Genomic DNA, 17,308 nt, shown 5'->3' on the forward strand with positions numbered 1-17,308 from the left:
GCTCGCTATAGCTCGCGCAGCCCACCACAATGGGGGGGGGGGGGGGGGGGCCTCCTTTCCCCCCCCCCCCCCCCCCCCCCCCGCTCCCTCTCCACGGCGGCTCGCGCACAGAGCCCTTCGGCGGACGTGCGGTCCGGCCGCCCGGCGCGGACTCAGCGCGTGCCGACCGCCGCCCGCACGGCCCGCCGCGCCATCGCGCAGTCGTCGTGCAGCCTGCGCAGCAGCAACCGCTGCTCCTCGCCCGAGGAGAGGGCGCCGGGGCGGGCCTGCCCCGTGCCCGCGGCGGGCGCGTCGCGCATGGCGCGCTGCACCGCCGTCTCGTAGCTGCGGATCTCGCGGGTCAGCACCAGCATCAGGTTCACCAGGAACGCGTCCCGCTCGGCAGGGCCCCTGGCCTGCGCCAACTGGCTGATCTGGCGGCGGGCCGCCGGGGCGTCGCCGAGCACCGTCCACAGGGTCGCCAGGTCGTACCCCGGCAGATACCAGCCGGCGTGCTCCCAGTCGACCAGCACCGGGCCGGTCGGCGACAGCAGGATGTTGGAGAGCAGCGCGTCACCGTGGCAGAACTGCCCCATGCTCTGCCTGCCGCCCGCGAGCGCCAGGCCGTGCAGCAGCTTCTGGAGGTCGCCGAGGTCGCGGTCGGTGAACAGGCCCAGCTCGTGGTAGCGCGCGATCCGCGAGGCGTAGTCGAGCGGCGCCTCGAACAGTCCGGGCGGCGGCCGCCAGGCGTTCACCCGGCTGATCGCGCCCAGCGCCGCACGGATGTCCGCCCGCGGCGGCGCTTCCGCGGGGTGCCGGGTGAGAGCGGCGACCCGGCCGGCCATGCGCTCGATCACCAGCGTGCAGTTCTCCGGGTCCGCCGCGATCAGCCGGGGCGCCCGCACGGGGGGGCGGTGCCGGACGAACGCGCGGTATGCCGCTATTTCGTGCCGGAACCGCTCCGTCCACGCGGGGGAGTGGTCCAGTAAGCACTTGGCCACGGCGGTCGCCCGCCCCGTCGAGCCGACGATCAGCACCGAACGGCCGCTGCGGCGGAGCACCTGCACCGGGTTGAACTCGGGGCAGACGCGCTGCACGGAGGCGATGGCCATCCGCACCTGGGCGCCCTGCGGCCCCGACAGGTCGATCCGCCCGCTCAGCGGTCCGGCGCCCGGCCCCCCGCCCCGCCGCGCCCGGCCCGTCCCCTGCGCCGGCCCGTCGGCGTGCGGGGCGAGATAGGGCCCGCCGCCCGCTCCCGTCGGACGGAGCGGACGGGGCGGGGCGGACACGGAGGACGAGGCTGTGTACATGGGCGAGACAAATCCCTTCGCGCGCCGACAAGGTACGTGCGCCAACCCGGCCGACGGCCGTTCGGCACCCTGGGGAGTACCGAGGGCTGCCGGGCGGGGTGGCGCTTTCCTACCTGACACCGCGGCGCGGGTGGCAGACCATCTGGCGGACCCTGGCGAAGCCTGGCGAATAGTCACAGCGCATCTGACAGGGGGTTAGTGTCAAGTCAGCCGAGAACCTGGGGGCTTGACGTGTCCGGAGAACCCAACACCCGCCTTTCTGACCTGTTCGGCCTGGCCGGCTGGTCCAAGGGCGAACTCGCGAGAATGGTGAACCGGCAGGCGGCGGCCATGGGCCATCCGCAGCTGGCGACCGACACCTCGCGGGTCAGGCGCTGGATCGACATGGGGGAGTCCCCCCGCGATCCCGTGCCCGCGGTGCTGGCGGCTCTGTTCACCGAGCGGCTCGGCCGTGTCGTGACCATCGAGGACCTCGGGTTCGGCCGACGCGGGCGTGTGGGGAAGCGGCGTGACTCCGGGACCGAGAACGATCCCGATCACCTGTCGTGGGCGCCCGAGCGGACGGCAGCGGTCCTCACCGAATTCACGGGAATGGACCTCATGCTCAACCGACGCGGCTTGGTGGGTGCGGGCGCCGCGCTCGCCGCCGGCTCGACCATCGCCGGCCCCATGTACGACTGGCTGCACAGCGGTCCCGCTGCGGCGGCCGACGCTCCACGCGTCCATGATCCCCTGCACGCCGACCCCGCCGGTTTCGACCGGTACGAGGCGGCGCCGGTCGGCTCCGAGGAGATCGAGGCGCTGGAGCGCTCCGTCGAGGTGTTCCGCGCCTGGGACGCCGCCCGAGGCGGCGGACTCCAGCGCAAGGCGGTCGTCGGCCAGCTCAACGAGGTGGGCGGGATGCTCGCCTACCGCCACCCGGAGCACCTCCAGCGCCGCCTGTGGGGCGTCGCCGCCAACCTCGCCGTCCTGGCGGGCTGGATGTCCCACGACGTCGGCCTCGAACCGACGGCGCAGAAGTACTTCCTCATCGCCGCCCACGCGGCCCGCGAGGGCGGCGACCGGCCGCGCGCCGGCGAGGCGCTCTCCCGCGCCGCACGCCAGATGGTGCACCTCGGCCGGCCCGACGAGGCGCTGGACCTGATGAAGCTCGCCACGTCCGGCGTCGGCGACGAGGCGCTGCCCCGCACACGGGCGATGCTGCTCACCATCGAGGCGTGGGCGCAGGCGTCCATGGGCCGCGGCCAGGCCATGCGGCGCACCCTCGGCGAGGCGGAGGAGCTGTTCGTGTCCGACCGGAGCGATGTGCCCGCGCCCAGTTGGATGCAGATGTTCGACGAGGCCGACCTGCACGGGATGCAGGCGCTCGCCTTCCGCACGCTGGCCGAGCACGATCCGGGGGCCGCGGCCGTCGCCCAGCGCCACGCCAAGCGGGCGCTGGAGCTGCGGATCAACGAGCGGCAGCGGGCGAAGATCTTCGACTACATCTCCCTGGCCTCCGCCTGCTTCATCGCCGACGATCCCGAACAGGCCGACCGCTACGCCCGGCTCGCGCTGGTGTCGATGGGGGAGACCTCCTCGCACCGCACCTGGGACCGGCTCCGCGAGATGCACCGGCTCACCGGCCGGTTCGCCGGCCACGCCACGATCCAGGACCTGCGCGAGCAGATCGAGCTGTCGATGCCGCCGGAGTGGAGGAAGGCCAAGGGCACGCGGATCTGACCAGGCCCCGCCCCCGTCAAGAACGGGCGCCGACCGGCCCGTCGCCCGTCCGCACCGCCGTCCCGTCCCGCGCCGCACCCCACCCCCGCACGCCCTGACGCCGCGCCCGCCGTCACGCCCCCACGCGGGCGACGAGGACGCACGCGCCGTCCGGGCCCTCGGCCCCGCCGAACTCCTCGACGACGCTCCGCACGCACTCCTGTGCCGTACGGGCTCGGGCGAAGCGGGGGGCGAGGGCGAGCAGCGCCTCGGGGTCCGCACGCCGGTCGCCGCGCGGTGCGAGGCCGCCGGTGTGCAGGACGAGCACGTCGCCGGGGAAGAGGCGCACCTCGTCCTGCTCGTGGGCGACCCGGGCGCCGGCGCCGAGCAGCACCCCGTCCGGCGGCGGCAGGAGCCGTCCCGACCCGCCGCGGAAGAGCAGCGGCGCGGGGTGCCCGGCCTGCGCCCAGGAGAGGATGGAGCCCTCGGGGTCGAAGCGGCAGCACAGGGCGCTGCCCGGCGCGGGCTGCACCGACGACGCCAGCAGGTGGTCGAGGCGGCCCAGCAGCGCGCCCGGTTCGATGCCGGCGACCGCCATGCCGCGCACCGCGCCCAGCGCCATCGCCATCCCCGAGGCGGCGGGGACGCCGTGTCCGCCGAGGTCTCCGACGGTCAGCAGGGTGCGTCCGTCCGGAAGCTCCATCGCGTCGTACCAGTCGCCGCCGACGCGCCCGCCGACGTCGGCGGGGAGGCGGTGCGCGGCGACGTCCAGGGCGACGGGCCCCTGCCGGGACAGGCGCAGCGGTCCGCGCCACGGCGGCAGGACGGACTCCTGGAGCGCCACGGCCGCCCGGTGCTCGGCGTGCTCCTCGCGCCGCGCCGGTTCGCGGCTCCGGCTGACCGCCTGCTCACTGCGCCGCAACTCGCTGACGTCCCGCAGAACGGCCCACATGGAGGCGGTGCCCCCGTGGGCGTCGAGGACGGGTTCGCCGGTCATGTGCAGGGTGCGCGTACGGCCGTCGGGGCGGACGATGCGGAACTCGCCGTCTATCGGCCGGCCGTCGACCAGGCAGTCCGTCACCATGGCGGTCAGCAGCGGCTGGTCCTCGGGCACCAGCACGGACGGCAGCTCGTCCAGCGAGAGCGCCGGCGACCCGTGCGGGCGGCCGAAGATGCCGTACAGCTCGTCGGACCAGCTCACCTCGTCGGTGAGCAGGTTCCATTCGGCGCTGCCCACCCGGCTGAGCAGGGAGCCGGCCCGCGGCCCCTCCGGTGCCTCCTCGCCGTCCCGCGGCGCCGGCAGCCCCGCCCTGAGCTGGCCCAGGTGCGCACCGAGGTCGTCCAGGTGCTGGACGGCCAGCTCGCACAGGGCGCGCTGCCAGCGCCGCTGGGGGTCGTCCTCGTCGGTCAGGACGGCGTCCCGCCGCACGGCGTCCACATCCCCGCGCAGCCGCCGCGCCCGGTGGATCAGGGCGTCGACGGCGTCGTGCGCGGGGGGCTGGGGCGCGGGGCGGTCCGCGGACAGGGGGGGCGGCATCTCGTACTCCGATACAGGCGCGCGGTCACGGCCGTTTCTCAGATGGACCGCCACCGACTCTGGCACAGGCCGGGGCGGTCCGTAAGGCGTTTGGCGACACCAGGCGCGATGTTGCTTCTGGCATATGCCAGCGGCTCCTCGTCGCATCGCCTGCTCGAACGGGCGTGCGTGCGGGGCGAGTTGGCGCTCCTGTGGGCGCGGAGTGGCGCGGCTCTCCGCGGCGGGGGTGAGGCGGGAATGCCGTGGGCGGGGGCCGTGTTGTCCTGATCGACACGACAACGAATGTCGTTCCCGATAGAGGTCGGGACCGGCAGCACTTACGGGAGGCATCCATGGCGCGCAGTGAACTCAGGCCCGTCGTCACCCTCCGCTCCACCGCCGGCACCGGCCGGAGCTATGTGACGCGCAAGAACCGCCGCACCACCCCCGACCGGCTGGAGCTGCGCAAGTTCGATCCGGCCGCCGGGCGGCACGTCCTGTTCCGCGAGACCCGCTGAACCGGGCGGGCCGGGGGCGGCCCGCCTCTCCGTGCGGTGGATCACATCCAGGGGGGCGGGTTCCCCGGAACGGCGCGGAGTGGTTTATCGTTCATCTACACGGAGTGTGAAGCAGCCAGTCGTCCCGCGGCCCACGGGGAGCGACCGCGCCGTCGGAAGCCCTCTGGAGCTGACGCCGAGAGGCGACCGCCTTCACCTCCGCATCTGAGCCGCCCCGGCTGGATTCCCCCGATCCGGCCGGGGCTTCCCTCTGCCCGCCCCCGGCCCCGGCCGCTTCCCGGCGCCGCCTCGCGGCGGCCACCGGAGCGGCGGGGGTCCGGCGGGAGTGGGTCACGCCGTCGCGTGGAGATCCTTCGCGTAGTGCTCGATCGCCCGCCGGTATCGCCGGACGTGCGGGTCGTCGCTCGTCGCGGCCGCCAGCTCCAGCGTGAGCCGCATCGCCTCGTGGTGCTCGCCGGTGTTGTACAGGGCCATCGCCAGGAACGCCCGCAGCGCCCCGTCGTCCGGGAACTCCTCGACCCCCCGGCGCAGGGTCTCCACCGCCTGCCCGTACCGGCCCAGGACCCGGTACGTGCTGCCCAGGCCCAGCAGCGCCCCCCGCCGGTCCTCCGCGCCCAGTCGGTCCCCGGCCAGGCAGCGCTCGTAGTACGGAACCGCCTCCGCCTCCAGGCCCAGCGCGTCGTGGACGCACGCCGTCCGGTACGCCACCTCCGCGTCGTCCGGGTAGGCGGCGGTCAGGGCCAGGAGCCGTTCGCGGGCCTCCTCGGGCCTGCCCTGCGCGCGCGACAGTTCGGCCTCGTCCAGCAGATCCTTCTTCTCAGGTGTACTCATACGCTCATCGTCGCAGGTGGCGGAGGACCGCCGGACGGGCCCGCGCCCCGCGCCGCCGCCGGGGTGTGCCCCCGACCGGTCGGGGGCACCCGTCGGCCATGACTGCGGAGACGAACCCCCCAGCGCACCGGGGGACATGGGTGCGGGTGCTGGTGCGCGGAGCGATCCTGACGGTGGTGCTGCTGGGGCTGGTGGCGTTCTCCGTCCTCCTCGCCAAGGTGACGCTGACGCCCTCCCCGGCCTCCGAGGACCTCGTCACGGCCAACCTGCGTCCGGGCCGCTCGCTGCGTCAGTACGCCGAGGAGTACACGTTCCTCGCCGCGTGCAAGCAGGCGGGCGGAAACCTGCTGCTCGGCGTGCCGTTCGGCATCCTGCTGCCGTTCTTCGTACCGCGCCGCCTGCGGATGCTGCGCATGACGCTGCTGACCGCCGCCGTCATGGCCGTCGTCGAGCTGATCCAGGGGTCCCTGGTCACCGGGCGCGCCTTCGACATCGACGACGTCATCCTCAACACCGCCGGGGCCCTGCTCGGCTACTTCCTGCTGGGCCGCCGGATCAGCCACCGCTACTACACGTACGCCGACGGCCCCCGCCGCGGGACCGCCCCCGCGGACGCGGCCGACGAGCCGGCGGCGGAGGCCGGACCCCGGCCGCGGACCGAGCCCCGGCCCGCGGCCGGGGCCCCCTTCGCGAAGGCGGGCGGCCGCTCCCTGGCCGACCGGCTGCGCGGGCGCTGACCCGCGCCCCGGCGGCCTCCCCCTCAGTCGGCAGGGCCCTCCTCGTACGGAGACGCGGCGCCGCGCCCGGCCGCCGCGCCGGCGAAGCGGTGTGCCAGACGGGCGACGGCGTCCCGGAACTCGGCGGGGCCCACGACCTCGAAGTCGGCGTCGAACCGGCCGACGAGGGAGGCCAGGCCGGCCCACGACCAGGCGCCCGCGACAAGGCGGCAGCGGTCGGGGCCGAGTTCCTCCACGAGCCCTTCGTGGAGGTGGCGGGACACCTCGGAGGCGGGCAGGTCGAGGATCACCTCGCCCCGGCAGGGCGGGCCGCTTCCGTCGTCCCCCCGGAACCGGGCGGCGACGAAGGCGGCCACACTGCCGCCGGGCACCTCGCGCGGGGCGAACCTGGGGCCCGTGGGGGTGCGCGGGGTGATCCGGTCGACGCGGAAGGTCCGCCAGTCCTCCCGGTCCAGGTCCCAGGCGACCAGGTACCAGCGGCCGCCCCACGTGACGAGGTGGTGCGGCTCGGTCCGGCGCGGGCGGGCGGCGGCGGGCTCGGCCCCGTCCGCCGCCGCGTGCGCGGGGGAGTGGTCGAAGCGCAGCACCTCGCGGGCCTCGACCGCGGCGCTGACCGCCATGAGGACGCGGGGATCGGCCTGCGTGCCGGGCCGGCCCGGCGCACGGTCCACGGTGACGACGCGCAGGGCGTCCACCCGGTGGCGCAGCCGGGCGGGCATGACCTGCCGCACCGTGCCCAGCGCGCGGATCGCGGCCTCCCCGATGCCCGCCCCGGTGGCGGCCGCGGTCCGCAGGGCCACGGCGAGCGCGACGGCCTGGTCGTCGTCGAACAGGAGCGGCGGCAGCCGGGCCCCCGCGTCGAGCCGGTACCCGCCGTCCGGCCCCTTGAACGCCGTGATCGGGTAACCCAGTTCGCGCAGCCGGTCCACGTCGCGGCGCACGGTGCGCGGGCTGACCTCCAACCGTTCGGCCAGCGCCCGGCCGGGCCAGTCCCGGCGTGCCTGCAACAAGGAGAGCAGCGACAGCAGTCGTGCGGAGGTTTTCGGCATGGCGCCAGTATCCGCGCGGAAGAGGCCACACCCTGTCCGCTACCGCTGTGATGGTTGGCCCTGCCGAACGACGGCGCCACCGGAAGGACCCGATCCCTGTGAACACCCCCGCCGCACCCGCCCAGCAGCCCGACGCCGAGCGCACCGAACTCCTCGCCGCGCTGGCGCAGGCCCGCTCCGCCCTCACCGCCACCGTCAGCGGGCTCGACGACGAGCAGGCGGCCGTGCGCCCCGCGGTCGGCGACCTGTGCCTGGGCGGCCTGATCAAGCACGTCACGGCGGTCGAGAGCGGCTGGCTGCGCTTCGCGACCGAAGGGCCGTCGGCGATGTCCTTCGCCCTGCCCGAGGGCGTCACCTGGGACGAGGTGACGGCCGGCACGGCCCGCGAGCTCCCGCGGTGGGCGATCGAGCGGGAGCGACAGTTCCGGATGCTGCCGGGCGAGACCCTGGCCGGCGTCCTTCGCGACTACGAGCGGACCGCCGCCCGCACCGCGGAGATCATCGCGGCCGTCCCCGACCTGTCGGCGGCACACCTCCTCCCCGAGGCGCCCTGGAGCGAGGGGCCCCGCGCGACCTGGAGCGTACGGCGGGTCCTGCTCCACGTCACCGCCGAGACCGCCCAGCACGCCGGCCACGCGGACATCCTGCGCGAGACGCTGGACGGACGCCGGGCGACCTGATCGGGCAGGCGACCGTCCCGCCAGACCTCCGCGCAGCAGTGGAAGGAACGACCGCACCGTGAACACGCACGAGCCGCCGCCCCGCCGGACGGCGCGGGCGGCGGCGGACCCGCCTCCGCCCGGTCCGCTCCCCGAGCACGGCGGGACGGCCCGATGACCGTCCTCGACGACCGCGCGCTCAACCGCGCCACGCTCGCCCGGCAGTTGCTGCTCGACCGCTGCGACCTGCCCGTCCTGGACGCCGTCGCGCACCTCTGCGGCCTCCAGGCGCAGGAGCCGCAGGAGCCCTTCATCGGGCTCTGGTCCCGGCTCGCCGCCTTCGACCCGGCGACCCTCTCCGGCCTGCTGACGGGGCGGAGCGTCGTGCGCACGCATCTGATGCGGCGCACGGTGCACCTGGTCGCCGCCGACGACGTCCTCGCCTGGCGGGCCCGCCACGACCTGATGCTGCGCCAGCGCGTACTGGGCGTCTACCGCGCGGAGTTGGCGGGCGTCGACCTCGACGCACTGGCCCGGGAGGCGAAGGCGCTGATGGCCGACGGGGAGCCCCGCACGGCGGCCGAGATCGTCGCCGCGCTCGCCCCGCGCCGACCGGGCCTGGGGCCGAGGCCCCTGGCGGAGATGGTGGTCGCCGCCCTCGTGCCGATGGCCCAGGCGCCGCCCCGCGGACTGTGGCGGGCGAAGGCGGGGGTGCGCAACGTCGCGCTCTCCCGCTGGCTGGGCCGCCCGGTCGACCCGCCGGCGCCCGACGGCGCGGACCCGGTCGGCCGCACGCTGGTCCGCCGCTATCTGGCCGCCTACGGCCCCGCCGCCACGGCCGACCTGCGCGCCTGGTCCGGGCTGGCCGGCCTCCCCGCCGCGGTGGCCGCCCTCCGGGACGAGCTGGTCGCCTTCCGCGACGAGCGCGGCCGGGAACTGCTCGACCTCCCCGACGCGCCCCGCCCGGACCCCGCCACCCCCGCCCCGGTGCGGTTCCTGCCGGCCTTCGACAACGCGATCCTCGGGTACCACGACCGCGGCCGGATCATCGACGACGCCCACCGCGGCCTCTCGGTCGCCGGGGAGCGCGTCGTGCTGGTCGACGGCAGGGTGGCCGCCACCTGGAGCGCCCGGGGGGACGGCGTCACCGCGGTCCCGCTGCGGGCGCTCTCCCGGTCCGAGCGCGCCGCCGTGGCGGACGAGGGGCGGGCGGTGGCGTCGTTCCTCACCGACGGCGCGAGCGACCGCGTACGCGTGGACCCCTCGCCGCGCTGAGCCCCGCGACCCCCCCCGGCGCCCGGCCGCGTCTGCTCCCGTCTACCGGAACTGGCCCATTCCGCACCGGACATGGAGTGAAAGCGCCGGGGACGGGTCACATGGAGACCATGACGTCCAGCGACGTAACCACCAAACCCGCCCCGCGCGGCGGCGAACGCCCCTCCGGGTCCTCCCGCGCCTGGTGGAAGGCCCTCGGCATCTGCGCGCTCGTACCGGCGCTGCTCTTCTTCGGCGGCCGTTTCGGCCTGCTGCCGGGGCTCGACGGCCTCTTCGCCCAGGAGACCCGCGACCGGTCGGGGCCCGCCGTCCTCAAGTCGATCCAGGACATGAGCGCGTACGAGGCCGCCTCGGGCAACTTCCAGGTCGTCGTCGACCTCCAGAAGGACGCCGAGTTCCTGCCCGACGCGGTGCGCGGGACCCGCACCCTGTTCGTCGGGGCGGGCGCCGTCGGCGCCTCGGTCGACCTCGGGAAGGTCACCGAGAACGGGGTCGTGGTGAACGAGGACCGCACCACCGCCGAGATCCGGCTGCCGCACGCGGTGCTGGGCAAGCCGGCGTTGGACCCCGACCGCTCCTACGCCGTGTCCAAGCAGCGCGGCCTCCTCGACCGGCTGGGCGACCTCTTCTCCGACAACCCCGGCAGCGAGCAGGCGGTGAACCGACTCGCCGCCCAGCACATCGCGGAGGCGGCGCGGGAGAGCGGACTGACCGCGCGGGCGGAGAAGAACACCGCCGACATGCTGAAGGGGCTGCTCGGCTCCCTCGGCTTCGAGCGCGTCACGGTCCACTACGGCGACGGCCGGCGGTGACGGCGGACGGCGCGCACCTGCGCCGTCGTCCGCCGGGAACACGCGGAACAGCCGCCGCCGACGGCGCGGCAACCCTTCGGCGCGGTCGGAAAGCGGCCAGGGTGCGGGCGCGCGGTGTAGCCGAGCCGCTACGCTGCGTCGGTCACCCGATCGCCCGTCCGTGTCCGAGGGGACCTTGGAATGAACCGTATGCGTACCGTGCTCGCCGCGCTCGGCGTCAGCGCCGGACTCATCACCGCGCCCACCGCGAGCGCCGCCCCGCAGTCCGCTCGCCCGGCGCCCGCCGCCGAGCGCCACGAACCGTGCACCGGCGAGTTCCGCGGCGACGCCCGCCTCGGCCCGAAGTGGCTGCCGAACAAGCGGCTCGCCCCGGTCGGCCCGCTCCTGAACGGATACGACCGCACCGGCGACCTGTCGCCGAGGGACTTCCTCAAGAAGTACTGGGAAGGGCCCGCGGACACCGGAAGCTGGAAGTACCCGCCCAACGACGGCTTCGCCGAGGTGAACGGCGAGATCGACAAGAAGCCCGTCGAGCTGCGCACCGGCCGGCGCCTGGACCGCTTCGGCTCGGAGTACGGCGGCTATCTGGCCCCCGCCGGTGACGCCTACGCCGAGCGCGCCCTGCCGCCGCAGAACCTCAACACCCGCGAAGCCTCCACCCCGTGCGACTACCGCGTCTACCAGGTGGCCAAGCCCTTCTGGGTCTGGCAGGGCAGCGTCGCCCCGTGGTTCGAGCAGCCCGGCGGGGGCCGGCAGATCAAGCTGGACGCGGTGTTCCTGAATCCGGGGGAGGGGCAGCGCCTCAACGTGAAGTGGCTGCTGGACCACGGCTACCTGACACCCGCCGGAGCGTAGCGACCCATGGACCGCCGGGCGCTGCGCGCCGCACTCGTCGAGGCCCGCATCCCCGGCGGCTACTACCGGATCGAGGGCGTCCACGAGCCCGTGCCCACCCCGCCCGACTTCCTGGTCCTGCGGCGGTCCGACGGCGGCGGCTGGGAGACCGGGGCGTACGAACGGGGCGCGTACGACGTCATCGCCCGCCACCCGGACGAGGCCGCCGCCTGCGCGCACCTGCTGAGCCTCCTCGTCTGACCCCCGCCTCACCCGGACAGCCCGCCGACCGGCGCCACGGCCCGCACCGAGCCGCGTACGCGCCGGTCGGCGGCCCCCGCGTGTCGCAGCCCCCTCCCGCGCGCCGGAGTGGCGAAGGTGAACGGATGAACAGTGCGACGATGCTGACCGAGGCGTTCCAACGGGTCCGGGAAGCGGTCCACGCGGCGGTCGAGGGGCTTCCGCCCCACGATCTCCACGCCCGCCTGGACGCGGGGGCCAACTCGATCGCCTGGCTGGTCTGGCATCTCACCCGCGTCCAGGACGACCACATCGCCGACGCCGCCGGCGCCGAGCAGGTCTGGCTCACCGAGGGCTGGGCCGACCGCTTCGGGCTGCCGTTCGACGAGACGGCGACCGGCTACGGGCAGAGCGCCGACGAGGTCGCCGCCGTCCGCGTGGACTCCGCCGCGCCCCTCCTCGGCTACTACGACGCCGTGCACGGGCGGACCCTGGACTTCGTCCGCGGACTCGACGGGCACGCCCTCGACCGGATCGTCGACAGGTCCTGGTCGCCTCCGGTGACCCTGGGCGTCCGGCTGATCAGCGTCGTCGCCGAGGACCTCCAGCACGCGGGGCAGGCAGCCTTCGTCCGGGGCGTGCTGGAACGCGGTTGAGACGGGCGGCCGCCGCTCGGCCTTGCGCGGACCCCGACCGGCGGTGCCATACTCGGAAGCAGTCCGCTATGGGCCGTCCCGTCCTCCCCGGCGGGCGTGCGGCGGCAGCCGCGGCGCCTCGCCGCGCTGTCGGAACACCCCGTGCGCGGTCGCCCGCGGACGCCCCTTCGGCCCGCGGCGCACCGGGCCGCCAGGGACCACGGGACTCCCTTCAGACAGGCTTGCCAGTGTCCGAAAGGCGGCGCGTCATGAGCTGGGCATCATGGACGACCAGCGGTGTGTACGCGGGAACCGGCGGGGTACGCACCGTGGAAGCGGGCATCCTCACCGGGGACCTCACCGTGCATACGACCTGGTCCGACGGGCAGGCGTCGGTGGCCGTGCAGTACAGCGGCTCCTCCGACTGGTGCACCCTGGCGGGCAGCCCCGTGCCGTGCCCCTCGGAGGAGGAGAGCCGCGCCTTCCACCAGAGCGTGGTCGAGGCCGTGCGGGCCGGTGCGGGGGCCACCGTGCCCCCGCCCGCGGCCGCGCGGTCCGTCGCACCGCCCGCCCCCGCCCGGTGACGCCCCCGCCGCCCGGCGCGGGGCGTCTCGGCGGTGCGCCGACGCACGGGAGTTGCCGGTCCGGCAAAGAAGTCGGCGGGTCGGCGGGCGGGGGCCGCACAGTGTCCCCATGACCCACCACGCGCATCAGCACGCACCCGGCCACCGGCACGACGAGAGCGACGCGGAGCGCTTCCTCACCCAGGAGTTCTGGGAGGACCGCTACCGGGAGGGCGACGCCTGGAGCGGCGACCCCAACCCGGTCCTCGTCCGGTACGCGACCCCCCTCGACCCCGGCACCGCCCTGGACGTCGGCAGCGGCGAGGGCGCCGACGCGATCTGGCTCGCCGGACGCGGCTGGCGGGTCACCGGCGCCGACTGGTCGGCCGCGGGCCTGGGGTCCGCCGCCCGCACGGCGGCCGCCGCCGGGGCCGGCATCGCGGACCGGATCACCTGGCGCCAGGCCGACGTCCGCACCTGGGACCCGGCCCCCGAGCGCTTCGACCTGGTCTCCGCGCAGTTCATGCACCTGCCCCGGACCGACCTCCACGCCCTGCACCGCAGGCTCGCCGCGGCCGTACGGCCCGGCGGCACCCTCCTCGTCGTCAGCCACCACCCGGCCGACCGCGCACCCGGCGTGGGACGGCCCGGAAGCGCCGACCTGTTCGCCACGGGGGAGGAGATGGCCACCGTCCTCGACCCCGCCCAGTGGGTCGTCATCGAGGCGTCCGCGCCCGAACGCCTCGGCCCCGACCCGGAGGGCCGGCAGACCGTCGTCCGGGACGCCGTGCTCCGCGCCGTGCGCACCGGCTGACCGCCCGCCCCCGTCCCCCGTGCGCCCGGCGCCGTACGCCGAGCCGGCGAGGGGGCGGGGCCACCGGGTCCTCAGCGCGGGGCGAAGTTCCGCACGAAGCGGCGCTGCCAGGGGGTCTCGACCGCGCGCGGGTGGTAGCCGCGGCGCACGAACCGCACCGCCTCCCCGGCGGGGACCCCGTCCAGCACGGCCAGGCAGGCCAGCGCCGTCCCGGTGCGGCCCATCCCGCCGCCGCAGGCCACCTCGACCCGTTCGACGGCGGACCGGCGCCACGCCTCCGCCAGGAGCAGCCCGGCCGCCTCCCGGTCCGCCGGGAGGCGGAAGTCGGGCCAGCGCAGCCATCGCGACTCCCAGGCGGTCGGCGGCGGGGTGCGCCCCAGCAGATGGAGCGCGAAGTCCGGTTCCGGGCCCGCGGGCACCGGTTCGCGCAGGCCCCTGCCGCGGACCAGCCGTCCGGAGGGAAGGGCCAGGACGGCCGGGTCGGCCGGGTCCCAGGTCTCGTTCACGCGCCTCACCGTAGGACCGTCCGCGCGGCGGTGTCCAGGCGCTCAGCGCGGGTCCGGCGACCCGTCGTCGGGCAGGGGGCGGGCCAGCAGGGGAGCGCCCGGCGCCTGGTGTCCGCCGCTGGCGAGCATCCGCACCTCGCCCCGGTCGCTGATCTCCGCCCGGACGATCCCGGTCTCGTCCTCGTACACGGGGGACCCGCCCGCGCCCGTGCGGTCCGTCCGCCGGACGGTCACCACGTCGTCGGCGGCGCCGGACATCTGGAAGATGAGCTCGTAGCGCTCGGTGTCAACCGTGTCATCCATGACGGCCTCCGGCCGGACCGCGTCAGGATGCGGCCCCGGAGACCATTGTTCCGCATCCGCGCGGATGCCGCTCGGGGAGCGGCGGCCAACGGGCGGACCCGCCCGGTCGATCGGGTGACTCCGCCGGGGAGGGCAACATGACCGGACGCCCGAAGGGCTAGGCATGGGGGCATGAGACTTGAGCCTCGACCAAAGAACAGCGCTTCCCCCCGCTCCCGCAACCTCCGGATGGTCGGCGCCCTCGGTGTGGCGGCCGCCGCGGCCGTCCTGATCACGGGATGCGGCCAGAGCACGGACGATTCGACGGCCGCGACCACCTCGGAGGCCGCGAAGGTCGTTCCGCAGCGGACGTCGACCCCGTCCGCCACCGCTCGGATGACCGAGGACCAGAAGCAGCGCAAGAAGGTGCTCGACGCCACGAAGGTCACGTTCGACGACGCCGCCGCGACCGCGACCGGCGAGGTGGCCGGGAGCAAGCTGGTCGACCTGGACCTGGAGGGGGTGGACGACGACGACCGCGAGCAGAGCCCCAGTCCGTCCGGGTCCGGCAGCCCGTCCGGCAGCTCCAGCCCCAGCGGCTCCTCCAGCCCCTCGGGGACGTCCAGCCCCACCGGCTCGGCGAGCCCGTCCGGAACCGGAACGTCCAGCCCGAGCGCGAGCGCGAGCGGTGCGGGCCCGGTCTGGCTCGCGGAGGTCGCGGAGAAGGACGGCACGGTCCACACCGTGCGCATCGACGCGGTCAACGGAAAGGTGATCGAGGCCCGCGTCGACGCGGACCAGGACGCCGACGAGAAGAAGCGGACGGCCCAGTGGCTGTCGCAGGCCACCCAGACGCCCGAGCAGGCGGCCAAGGTCGCCACGGAGAAGAAGAAGGGGACGGTCACCTCCATCAGCCTGGACGACAACGACGGCAAGGGCGTCGTCTGGTCGATCGACGTGGTCGGCTCCGACTGGAAGAAGACCGCCTTCGACGTGGACGCGAAGAACGACACGATCGTCCGCGAGGAGACCGACAAGGACTGACCGCCGCGGCCGACCGCCGCCGTACGACGGGGAGAAGGGGTGCGCCGGACAGCCGGCGCACCCCTTCTCCCCGTCCTCCCGGCCGGGAGCGGTCACGGGGCCGCGGGGGCGTCCTCGCGGAGGTCGAGGACGTACCGCAGCCCCGGCCGGTCGCCGAACACGGCGTTGCCCACCGGCGCGAACCCGGTGCGGGCCAGCACCGCGCGCGAACCCGCGTTGTCCAGCGTCGTCCGCGCCCGCAGCACCGTCAGCCCGTACTCCCGGACCGCCAGCGCGCAGACCTGCCCGACCGCCCAGGTGGCCAGCCCGCGCCCCGCCGCACGCCGGGCGATCCGGTACCCCAGCTCGGCCGAGCCGCCCTCCACCTCCAGGAGGTTGACCCGGCCCAGGACCGCCCCCTCGGCGCCCTCGACGACGTGGAAGTGGTGCAGTCCGGCGTCCTGTTCGTCGAGCAGCTCGCGGTGGCGCCGGGCGAAGTCGGTGAAGTACTCGTCGCCCCGGTCGGGGACGGAGGCGGAGAAGTACGCCCGGTTCTCCCGCTCGAACGCGAGCAGGGCCGCGGCGTGCTCGGGGCGGAGCCGGCTGATGATCGTCATACCGGGATGCTAAGGGCCGCCCCGCCTTGCCCGGCGGGCGTACGGTGTCTCGCCGCGCTGCCGGAGCGCCCCACGGCGCAACGGCAACTCCCGCCGTTTCATCGCCTCTTGGGGGAGATGGCCGTACTCTTCCTCCCAGGCGACGTCAGGCAGTCGGATCGACCGTGCTCCTGACGGCCCGCCCGGAGGGCAACGTGACGACCTCGCACGTCCTGACCGTAACGGTCACCCACGCCGACGTGCTCTACGTCGTCCAGCAGATCAAGAAGGACCTCGTCGCGTTGAGCGAGGCCTACCCCGCACTGCTCAGCAAGGACGTCGTCTACACCTGCTACGACGACGCGTGCACGTTCGTCATGAACGACGCGGTGACCTGCCTGTGGTACACGATCGAGGACCCCCGCGCCTCGCACCACGTCTACCACCAGCTCCGCTACGAGATCTCCTACTCGGGGAGCGGCGCGCGGGTGGGCCTCGGCGGCGCCCCGGTCAGCGCCCGCCCGCTGCCCCCGACGGCGAGGTTCACCGAGGCGGTCTCCTGGAGCGCGACGATGCGGGCGCTGCCGCCCGAGCGGCAGCGGGACGTCGTGAGCGGCACCCGGTGGTCCCCGCCGGGCGGCGGCGGCAGCGTGGCCTTCACGTACGGCGAAGGGAGCTGGCAGGAGCGCCGGTACGGCTCGGGCGTGCTGGAAACACGCGTACTTCAGTACGAGGGAAGCTGACGTCATGGCTGTGGCACACATTCTGCTGTCCCCGCGCGGTCCCGGCCTCGACCGAGACCTGGTCCTGCCCCTGCTCGCGACCGACGTCGTGTCCACGACGCTGCACGTGGGAGGGGCGCCGTCGAAGCTCCCCACGCTGCTCACCGTCGAGCGGATCATCGGACGCCTCGCCGACCTCGGGCTCGCCCTGTCCGATCCCGAGGAGGCGCAGAAGATCGCGGGACTGGTCAACAAGTACTTCCTCCCGGTCCCCGCCGACCGCTGGTCGGACGCCGCACTTCCCCTGGAGGTGGCCTCGGTCAGCGCGCGGAGCGACCTCCAGGCGCTGCGGTCCGTGTCCGCTCTGCGCCCGCCCACCCTGCGCGCCGCCGAGACCGTGCTGTCCGAGGGGCCCGACTACGCCTTCGGCCGGCGGCGCACCAACGAGAACGAGCTCGTGCACGGGCTCGAGGAGGCGGTCGAAGCCGAGCGCGGCGTCTGGGAGCGGCACCGCGACACCGTCCTGCGCTTCCTCGGCACCACGATGATGGGCGCGCTCGTCACGGAGCTGCTCGGCATCCCGCTGGCCGACATCGTCCGCACGACGCTGAACGGGGCGCTGCGCGTCATCACCTGACGGCACGCCAGGCATCCGCCGGGCGGTCGGCGCACACCCCCGACCTCCTTTCGAGCACGTCGACCAGAG

Annotated in this window: 21 protein-coding genes; 14 read left to right on the forward strand and 7 right to left on the reverse strand. The window is 75.1% G+C overall.

Annotation, left to right across the window (positions count from 1 at the left end; translation table 11 throughout):
* Positions 1 to 152: 152 nt before the first annotated feature.
* A complete protein-coding gene (locus tag ACZ6EJ_RS14020; protein ID WP_469267132.1) occupies positions 153 to 1,289 on the reverse strand; it encodes an aminoglycoside phosphotransferase family protein in 1,137 nt (378 codons plus the stop codon).
* Between the two features lie 231 nt (positions 1,290 to 1,520).
* Between ACZ6EJ_RS14020 and ACZ6EJ_RS14025 the strand changes: the two genes are divergently transcribed.
* Positions 1,521 to 3,011: a DNA-binding protein NsdB gene (locus tag ACZ6EJ_RS14025; protein ID WP_469267134.1), complete on the forward strand. Its 1,491-nt coding sequence runs from the start codon at positions 1,521 to 1,523 to the stop codon at positions 3,009 to 3,011.
* A gap of 112 nt (positions 3,012 to 3,123) precedes the next feature.
* On the opposite strand, the gene ACZ6EJ_RS14030 is transcribed toward ACZ6EJ_RS14025, so the two are convergent.
* Positions 3,124 to 4,527, reverse strand: coding sequence for a PP2C family protein-serine/threonine phosphatase (locus ACZ6EJ_RS14030; protein WP_469267135.1), 1,404 nt, complete (start codon positions 4,525 to 4,527; stop codon positions 3,124 to 3,126).
* Positions 4,528 to 4,859: 332 nt separating this feature from the next.
* Between ACZ6EJ_RS14030 and rpmG the strand changes: the two genes are divergently transcribed.
* A complete protein-coding gene (gene rpmG, locus ACZ6EJ_RS14035; protein ID WP_469267137.1) occupies positions 4,860 to 5,024 on the forward strand; it encodes a 50S ribosomal protein L33 in 165 nt (54 codons plus the stop codon).
* 330 nt (positions 5,025 to 5,354) lie between these two features.
* Here the strand turns inward: rpmG and ACZ6EJ_RS14040 are convergent, their stop codons facing one another.
* Positions 5,355 to 5,855, reverse strand: coding sequence for a tetratricopeptide repeat protein (locus ACZ6EJ_RS14040; protein ID WP_469267138.1), 501 nt, complete (start codon positions 5,853 to 5,855; stop codon positions 5,355 to 5,357).
* Between the two features lie 98 nt (positions 5,856 to 5,953).
* Between ACZ6EJ_RS14040 and ACZ6EJ_RS14045 the strand changes: the two genes are divergently transcribed.
* Positions 5,954 to 6,592 (forward strand): VanZ family protein, encoded by a 639-nt coding sequence (locus ACZ6EJ_RS14045; protein ID WP_469267139.1) that lies wholly within the window; start codon positions 5,954 to 5,956, stop codon positions 6,590 to 6,592.
* Positions 6,593 to 6,615: 23 nt separating this feature from the next.
* On the opposite strand, the gene ACZ6EJ_RS14050 is transcribed toward ACZ6EJ_RS14045, so the two are convergent.
* Positions 6,616 to 7,641 carry a helix-turn-helix transcriptional regulator gene (locus ACZ6EJ_RS14050; protein WP_469267140.1) on the reverse strand — a complete coding sequence of 342 codons (1,026 nt, stop codon included), beginning with the start codon at positions 7,639 to 7,641 and terminating at the stop codon, positions 6,616 to 6,618.
* Between the two features lie 98 nt (positions 7,642 to 7,739).
* Between ACZ6EJ_RS14050 and ACZ6EJ_RS14055 the strand changes: the two genes are divergently transcribed.
* The 8 genes from ACZ6EJ_RS14055 to ACZ6EJ_RS14090 all read left to right on the forward strand — a co-directional run bounded on the left by ACZ6EJ_RS14055 (position 7,740) and on the right by ACZ6EJ_RS14090 (position 13,473).
* Positions 7,740 to 8,321 (forward strand): DinB family protein, encoded by a 582-nt coding sequence (locus ACZ6EJ_RS14055; RefSeq protein WP_469267141.1) that lies wholly within the window; start codon positions 7,740 to 7,742, stop codon positions 8,319 to 8,321.
* Between the two features lie 153 nt (positions 8,322 to 8,474).
* Positions 8,475 to 9,575 (forward strand): winged helix DNA-binding domain-containing protein, encoded by a 1,101-nt coding sequence (locus tag ACZ6EJ_RS14060; protein WP_469267142.1) that lies wholly within the window; start codon positions 8,475 to 8,477, stop codon positions 9,573 to 9,575.
* A 110-nt stretch (positions 9,576 to 9,685) separates the two neighbouring features.
* Positions 9,686 to 10,387 carry a DUF4230 domain-containing protein gene (locus tag ACZ6EJ_RS14065; protein ID WP_469267233.1) on the forward strand — a complete coding sequence of 234 codons (702 nt, stop codon included), beginning with the start codon at positions 9,686 to 9,688 and terminating at the stop codon, positions 10,385 to 10,387.
* 180 nt (positions 10,388 to 10,567) lie between these two features.
* Positions 10,568 to 11,242: a TNT domain-containing protein gene (locus ACZ6EJ_RS14070; protein ID WP_469267143.1), complete on the forward strand. Its 675-nt coding sequence runs from the start codon at positions 10,568 to 10,570 to the stop codon at positions 11,240 to 11,242.
* 6 nt (positions 11,243 to 11,248) lie between these two features.
* Positions 11,249 to 11,482 (forward strand): hypothetical protein, encoded by a 234-nt coding sequence (locus ACZ6EJ_RS14075; protein WP_469267144.1) that lies wholly within the window; start codon positions 11,249 to 11,251, stop codon positions 11,480 to 11,482.
* A 125-nt stretch (positions 11,483 to 11,607) separates the two neighbouring features.
* Complete coding sequence (locus tag ACZ6EJ_RS14080) at positions 11,608 to 12,117, forward strand: mycothiol transferase (RefSeq protein ID WP_469267145.1); 510 nt, start codon at positions 11,608 to 11,610, stop codon at positions 12,115 to 12,117.
* Positions 12,118 to 12,365: 248 nt separating this feature from the next.
* Positions 12,366 to 12,680 (forward strand): hypothetical protein, encoded by a 315-nt coding sequence (locus ACZ6EJ_RS14085; RefSeq protein WP_469267146.1) that lies wholly within the window; start codon positions 12,366 to 12,368, stop codon positions 12,678 to 12,680.
* Positions 12,681 to 12,789: 109 nt separating this feature from the next.
* On the forward strand, positions 12,790 to 13,473 hold the full coding sequence (locus ACZ6EJ_RS14090) for a class I SAM-dependent methyltransferase (RefSeq protein ID WP_469267147.1): 684 nt from the start codon (positions 12,790 to 12,792) through the stop codon (positions 13,471 to 13,473).
* 71 nt (positions 13,474 to 13,544) lie between these two features.
* Here ACZ6EJ_RS14090 and ACZ6EJ_RS14095 read toward each other — a convergent pair whose 3' ends face one another.
* On the reverse strand, positions 13,545 to 13,979 hold the full coding sequence (locus ACZ6EJ_RS14095) for a protein-tyrosine phosphatase family protein (RefSeq protein ID WP_469267148.1): 435 nt from the start codon (positions 13,977 to 13,979) through the stop codon (positions 13,545 to 13,547).
* A gap of 42 nt (positions 13,980 to 14,021) precedes the next feature.
* On the reverse strand, positions 14,022 to 14,282 hold the full coding sequence (locus ACZ6EJ_RS14100; RefSeq protein WP_469267149.1) for a DUF6296 family protein: 261 nt from the start codon (positions 14,280 to 14,282) through the stop codon (positions 14,022 to 14,024).
* Positions 14,283 to 14,453: 171 nt separating this feature from the next.
* On the opposite strand from ACZ6EJ_RS14100, the gene ACZ6EJ_RS14105 reads away from it, so the two are divergent.
* On the forward strand, positions 14,454 to 15,305 hold the full coding sequence (locus ACZ6EJ_RS14105; RefSeq protein WP_469267151.1) for a PepSY domain-containing protein: 852 nt from the start codon (positions 14,454 to 14,456) through the stop codon (positions 15,303 to 15,305).
* Positions 15,306 to 15,397: 92 nt separating this feature from the next.
* Here ACZ6EJ_RS14105 and ACZ6EJ_RS14110 read toward each other — a convergent pair whose 3' ends face one another.
* Positions 15,398 to 15,901, reverse strand: coding sequence for a GNAT family N-acetyltransferase (locus ACZ6EJ_RS14110; RefSeq protein ID WP_469267152.1), 504 nt, complete (start codon positions 15,899 to 15,901; stop codon positions 15,398 to 15,400).
* Between the two features lie 194 nt (positions 15,902 to 16,095).
* On the opposite strand from ACZ6EJ_RS14110, the gene ACZ6EJ_RS14115 reads away from it, so the two are divergent.
* Both ACZ6EJ_RS14115 and ACZ6EJ_RS14120 read left to right on the forward strand, forming a co-directional pair.
* Positions 16,096 to 16,623 (forward strand): hypothetical protein, encoded by a 528-nt coding sequence (locus ACZ6EJ_RS14115; RefSeq protein WP_469267154.1) that lies wholly within the window; start codon positions 16,096 to 16,098, stop codon positions 16,621 to 16,623.
* 4 nt (positions 16,624 to 16,627) lie between these two features.
* A complete protein-coding gene (locus ACZ6EJ_RS14120; protein WP_469267155.1) occupies positions 16,628 to 17,239 on the forward strand; it encodes a hypothetical protein in 612 nt (203 codons plus the stop codon).
* Positions 17,240 to 17,308 lie beyond the last annotated feature (69 nt).

This window comes from Streptomyces sp. NPDC041970, from assembly GCF_055588985.1.

What these genes read in the sequence shown, in the direction of transcription:
- ACZ6EJ_RS14020 (WP_469267132.1), bottom strand. Translation starts at nt 1,289, where the DNA reads ATGTACACAGCCTCGTCCTCCGTGTCCGCCCCGCCCCGTCCGCTCCGT.
- ACZ6EJ_RS14030 (WP_469267135.1), bottom strand. Translation starts at nt 4,527, where the DNA reads ATGCCGCCCCCCCTGTCCGCGGACCGCCCCGCGCCCCAGCCCCCCGCG.
- rpmG (WP_469267137.1), top strand. Translation starts at nt 4,860, where the DNA reads ATGGCGCGCAGTGAACTCAGGCCCGTCGTCACCCTCCGCTCCACCGCC.
- ACZ6EJ_RS14040 (WP_469267138.1), bottom strand. Translation starts at nt 5,855, where the DNA reads ATGAGTACACCTGAGAAGAAGGATCTGCTGGACGAGGCCGAACTGTCG.
- ACZ6EJ_RS14045 (WP_469267139.1), top strand. Translation starts at nt 5,954, where the DNA reads ATGACTGCGGAGACGAACCCCCCAGCGCACCGGGGGACATGGGTGCGG.
- ACZ6EJ_RS14050 (WP_469267140.1), bottom strand. Translation starts at nt 7,641, where the DNA reads ATGCCGAAAACCTCCGCACGACTGCTGTCGCTGCTCTCCTTGTTGCAG.
- ACZ6EJ_RS14060 (WP_469267142.1), top strand. Translation starts at nt 8,475, where the DNA reads ATGACCGTCCTCGACGACCGCGCGCTCAACCGCGCCACGCTCGCCCGG.
- ACZ6EJ_RS14065 (WP_469267233.1), top strand. Translation starts at nt 9,686, where the DNA reads ATGACGTCCAGCGACGTAACCACCAAACCCGCCCCGCGCGGCGGCGAA.
- ACZ6EJ_RS14070 (WP_469267143.1), top strand. Translation starts at nt 10,568, where the DNA reads ATGAACCGTATGCGTACCGTGCTCGCCGCGCTCGGCGTCAGCGCCGGA.
- ACZ6EJ_RS14075 (WP_469267144.1), top strand. Translation starts at nt 11,249, where the DNA reads ATGGACCGCCGGGCGCTGCGCGCCGCACTCGTCGAGGCCCGCATCCCC.
- ACZ6EJ_RS14080 (WP_469267145.1), top strand. Translation starts at nt 11,608, where the DNA reads ATGAACAGTGCGACGATGCTGACCGAGGCGTTCCAACGGGTCCGGGAA.
- ACZ6EJ_RS14085 (WP_469267146.1), top strand. Translation starts at nt 12,366, where the DNA reads ATGAGCTGGGCATCATGGACGACCAGCGGTGTGTACGCGGGAACCGGC.
- ACZ6EJ_RS14090 (WP_469267147.1), top strand. Translation starts at nt 12,790, where the DNA reads ATGACCCACCACGCGCATCAGCACGCACCCGGCCACCGGCACGACGAG.
- ACZ6EJ_RS14100 (WP_469267149.1), bottom strand. Translation starts at nt 14,282, where the DNA reads ATGGATGACACGGTTGACACCGAGCGCTACGAGCTCATCTTCCAGATG.
- ACZ6EJ_RS14105 (WP_469267151.1), top strand. Translation starts at nt 14,454, where the DNA reads ATGAGACTTGAGCCTCGACCAAAGAACAGCGCTTCCCCCCGCTCCCGC.
- ACZ6EJ_RS14110 (WP_469267152.1), bottom strand. Translation starts at nt 15,901, where the DNA reads ATGACGATCATCAGCCGGCTCCGCCCCGAGCACGCCGCGGCCCTGCTC.
- ACZ6EJ_RS14120 (WP_469267155.1), top strand. Translation starts at nt 16,628, where the DNA reads ATGGCTGTGGCACACATTCTGCTGTCCCCGCGCGGTCCCGGCCTCGAC.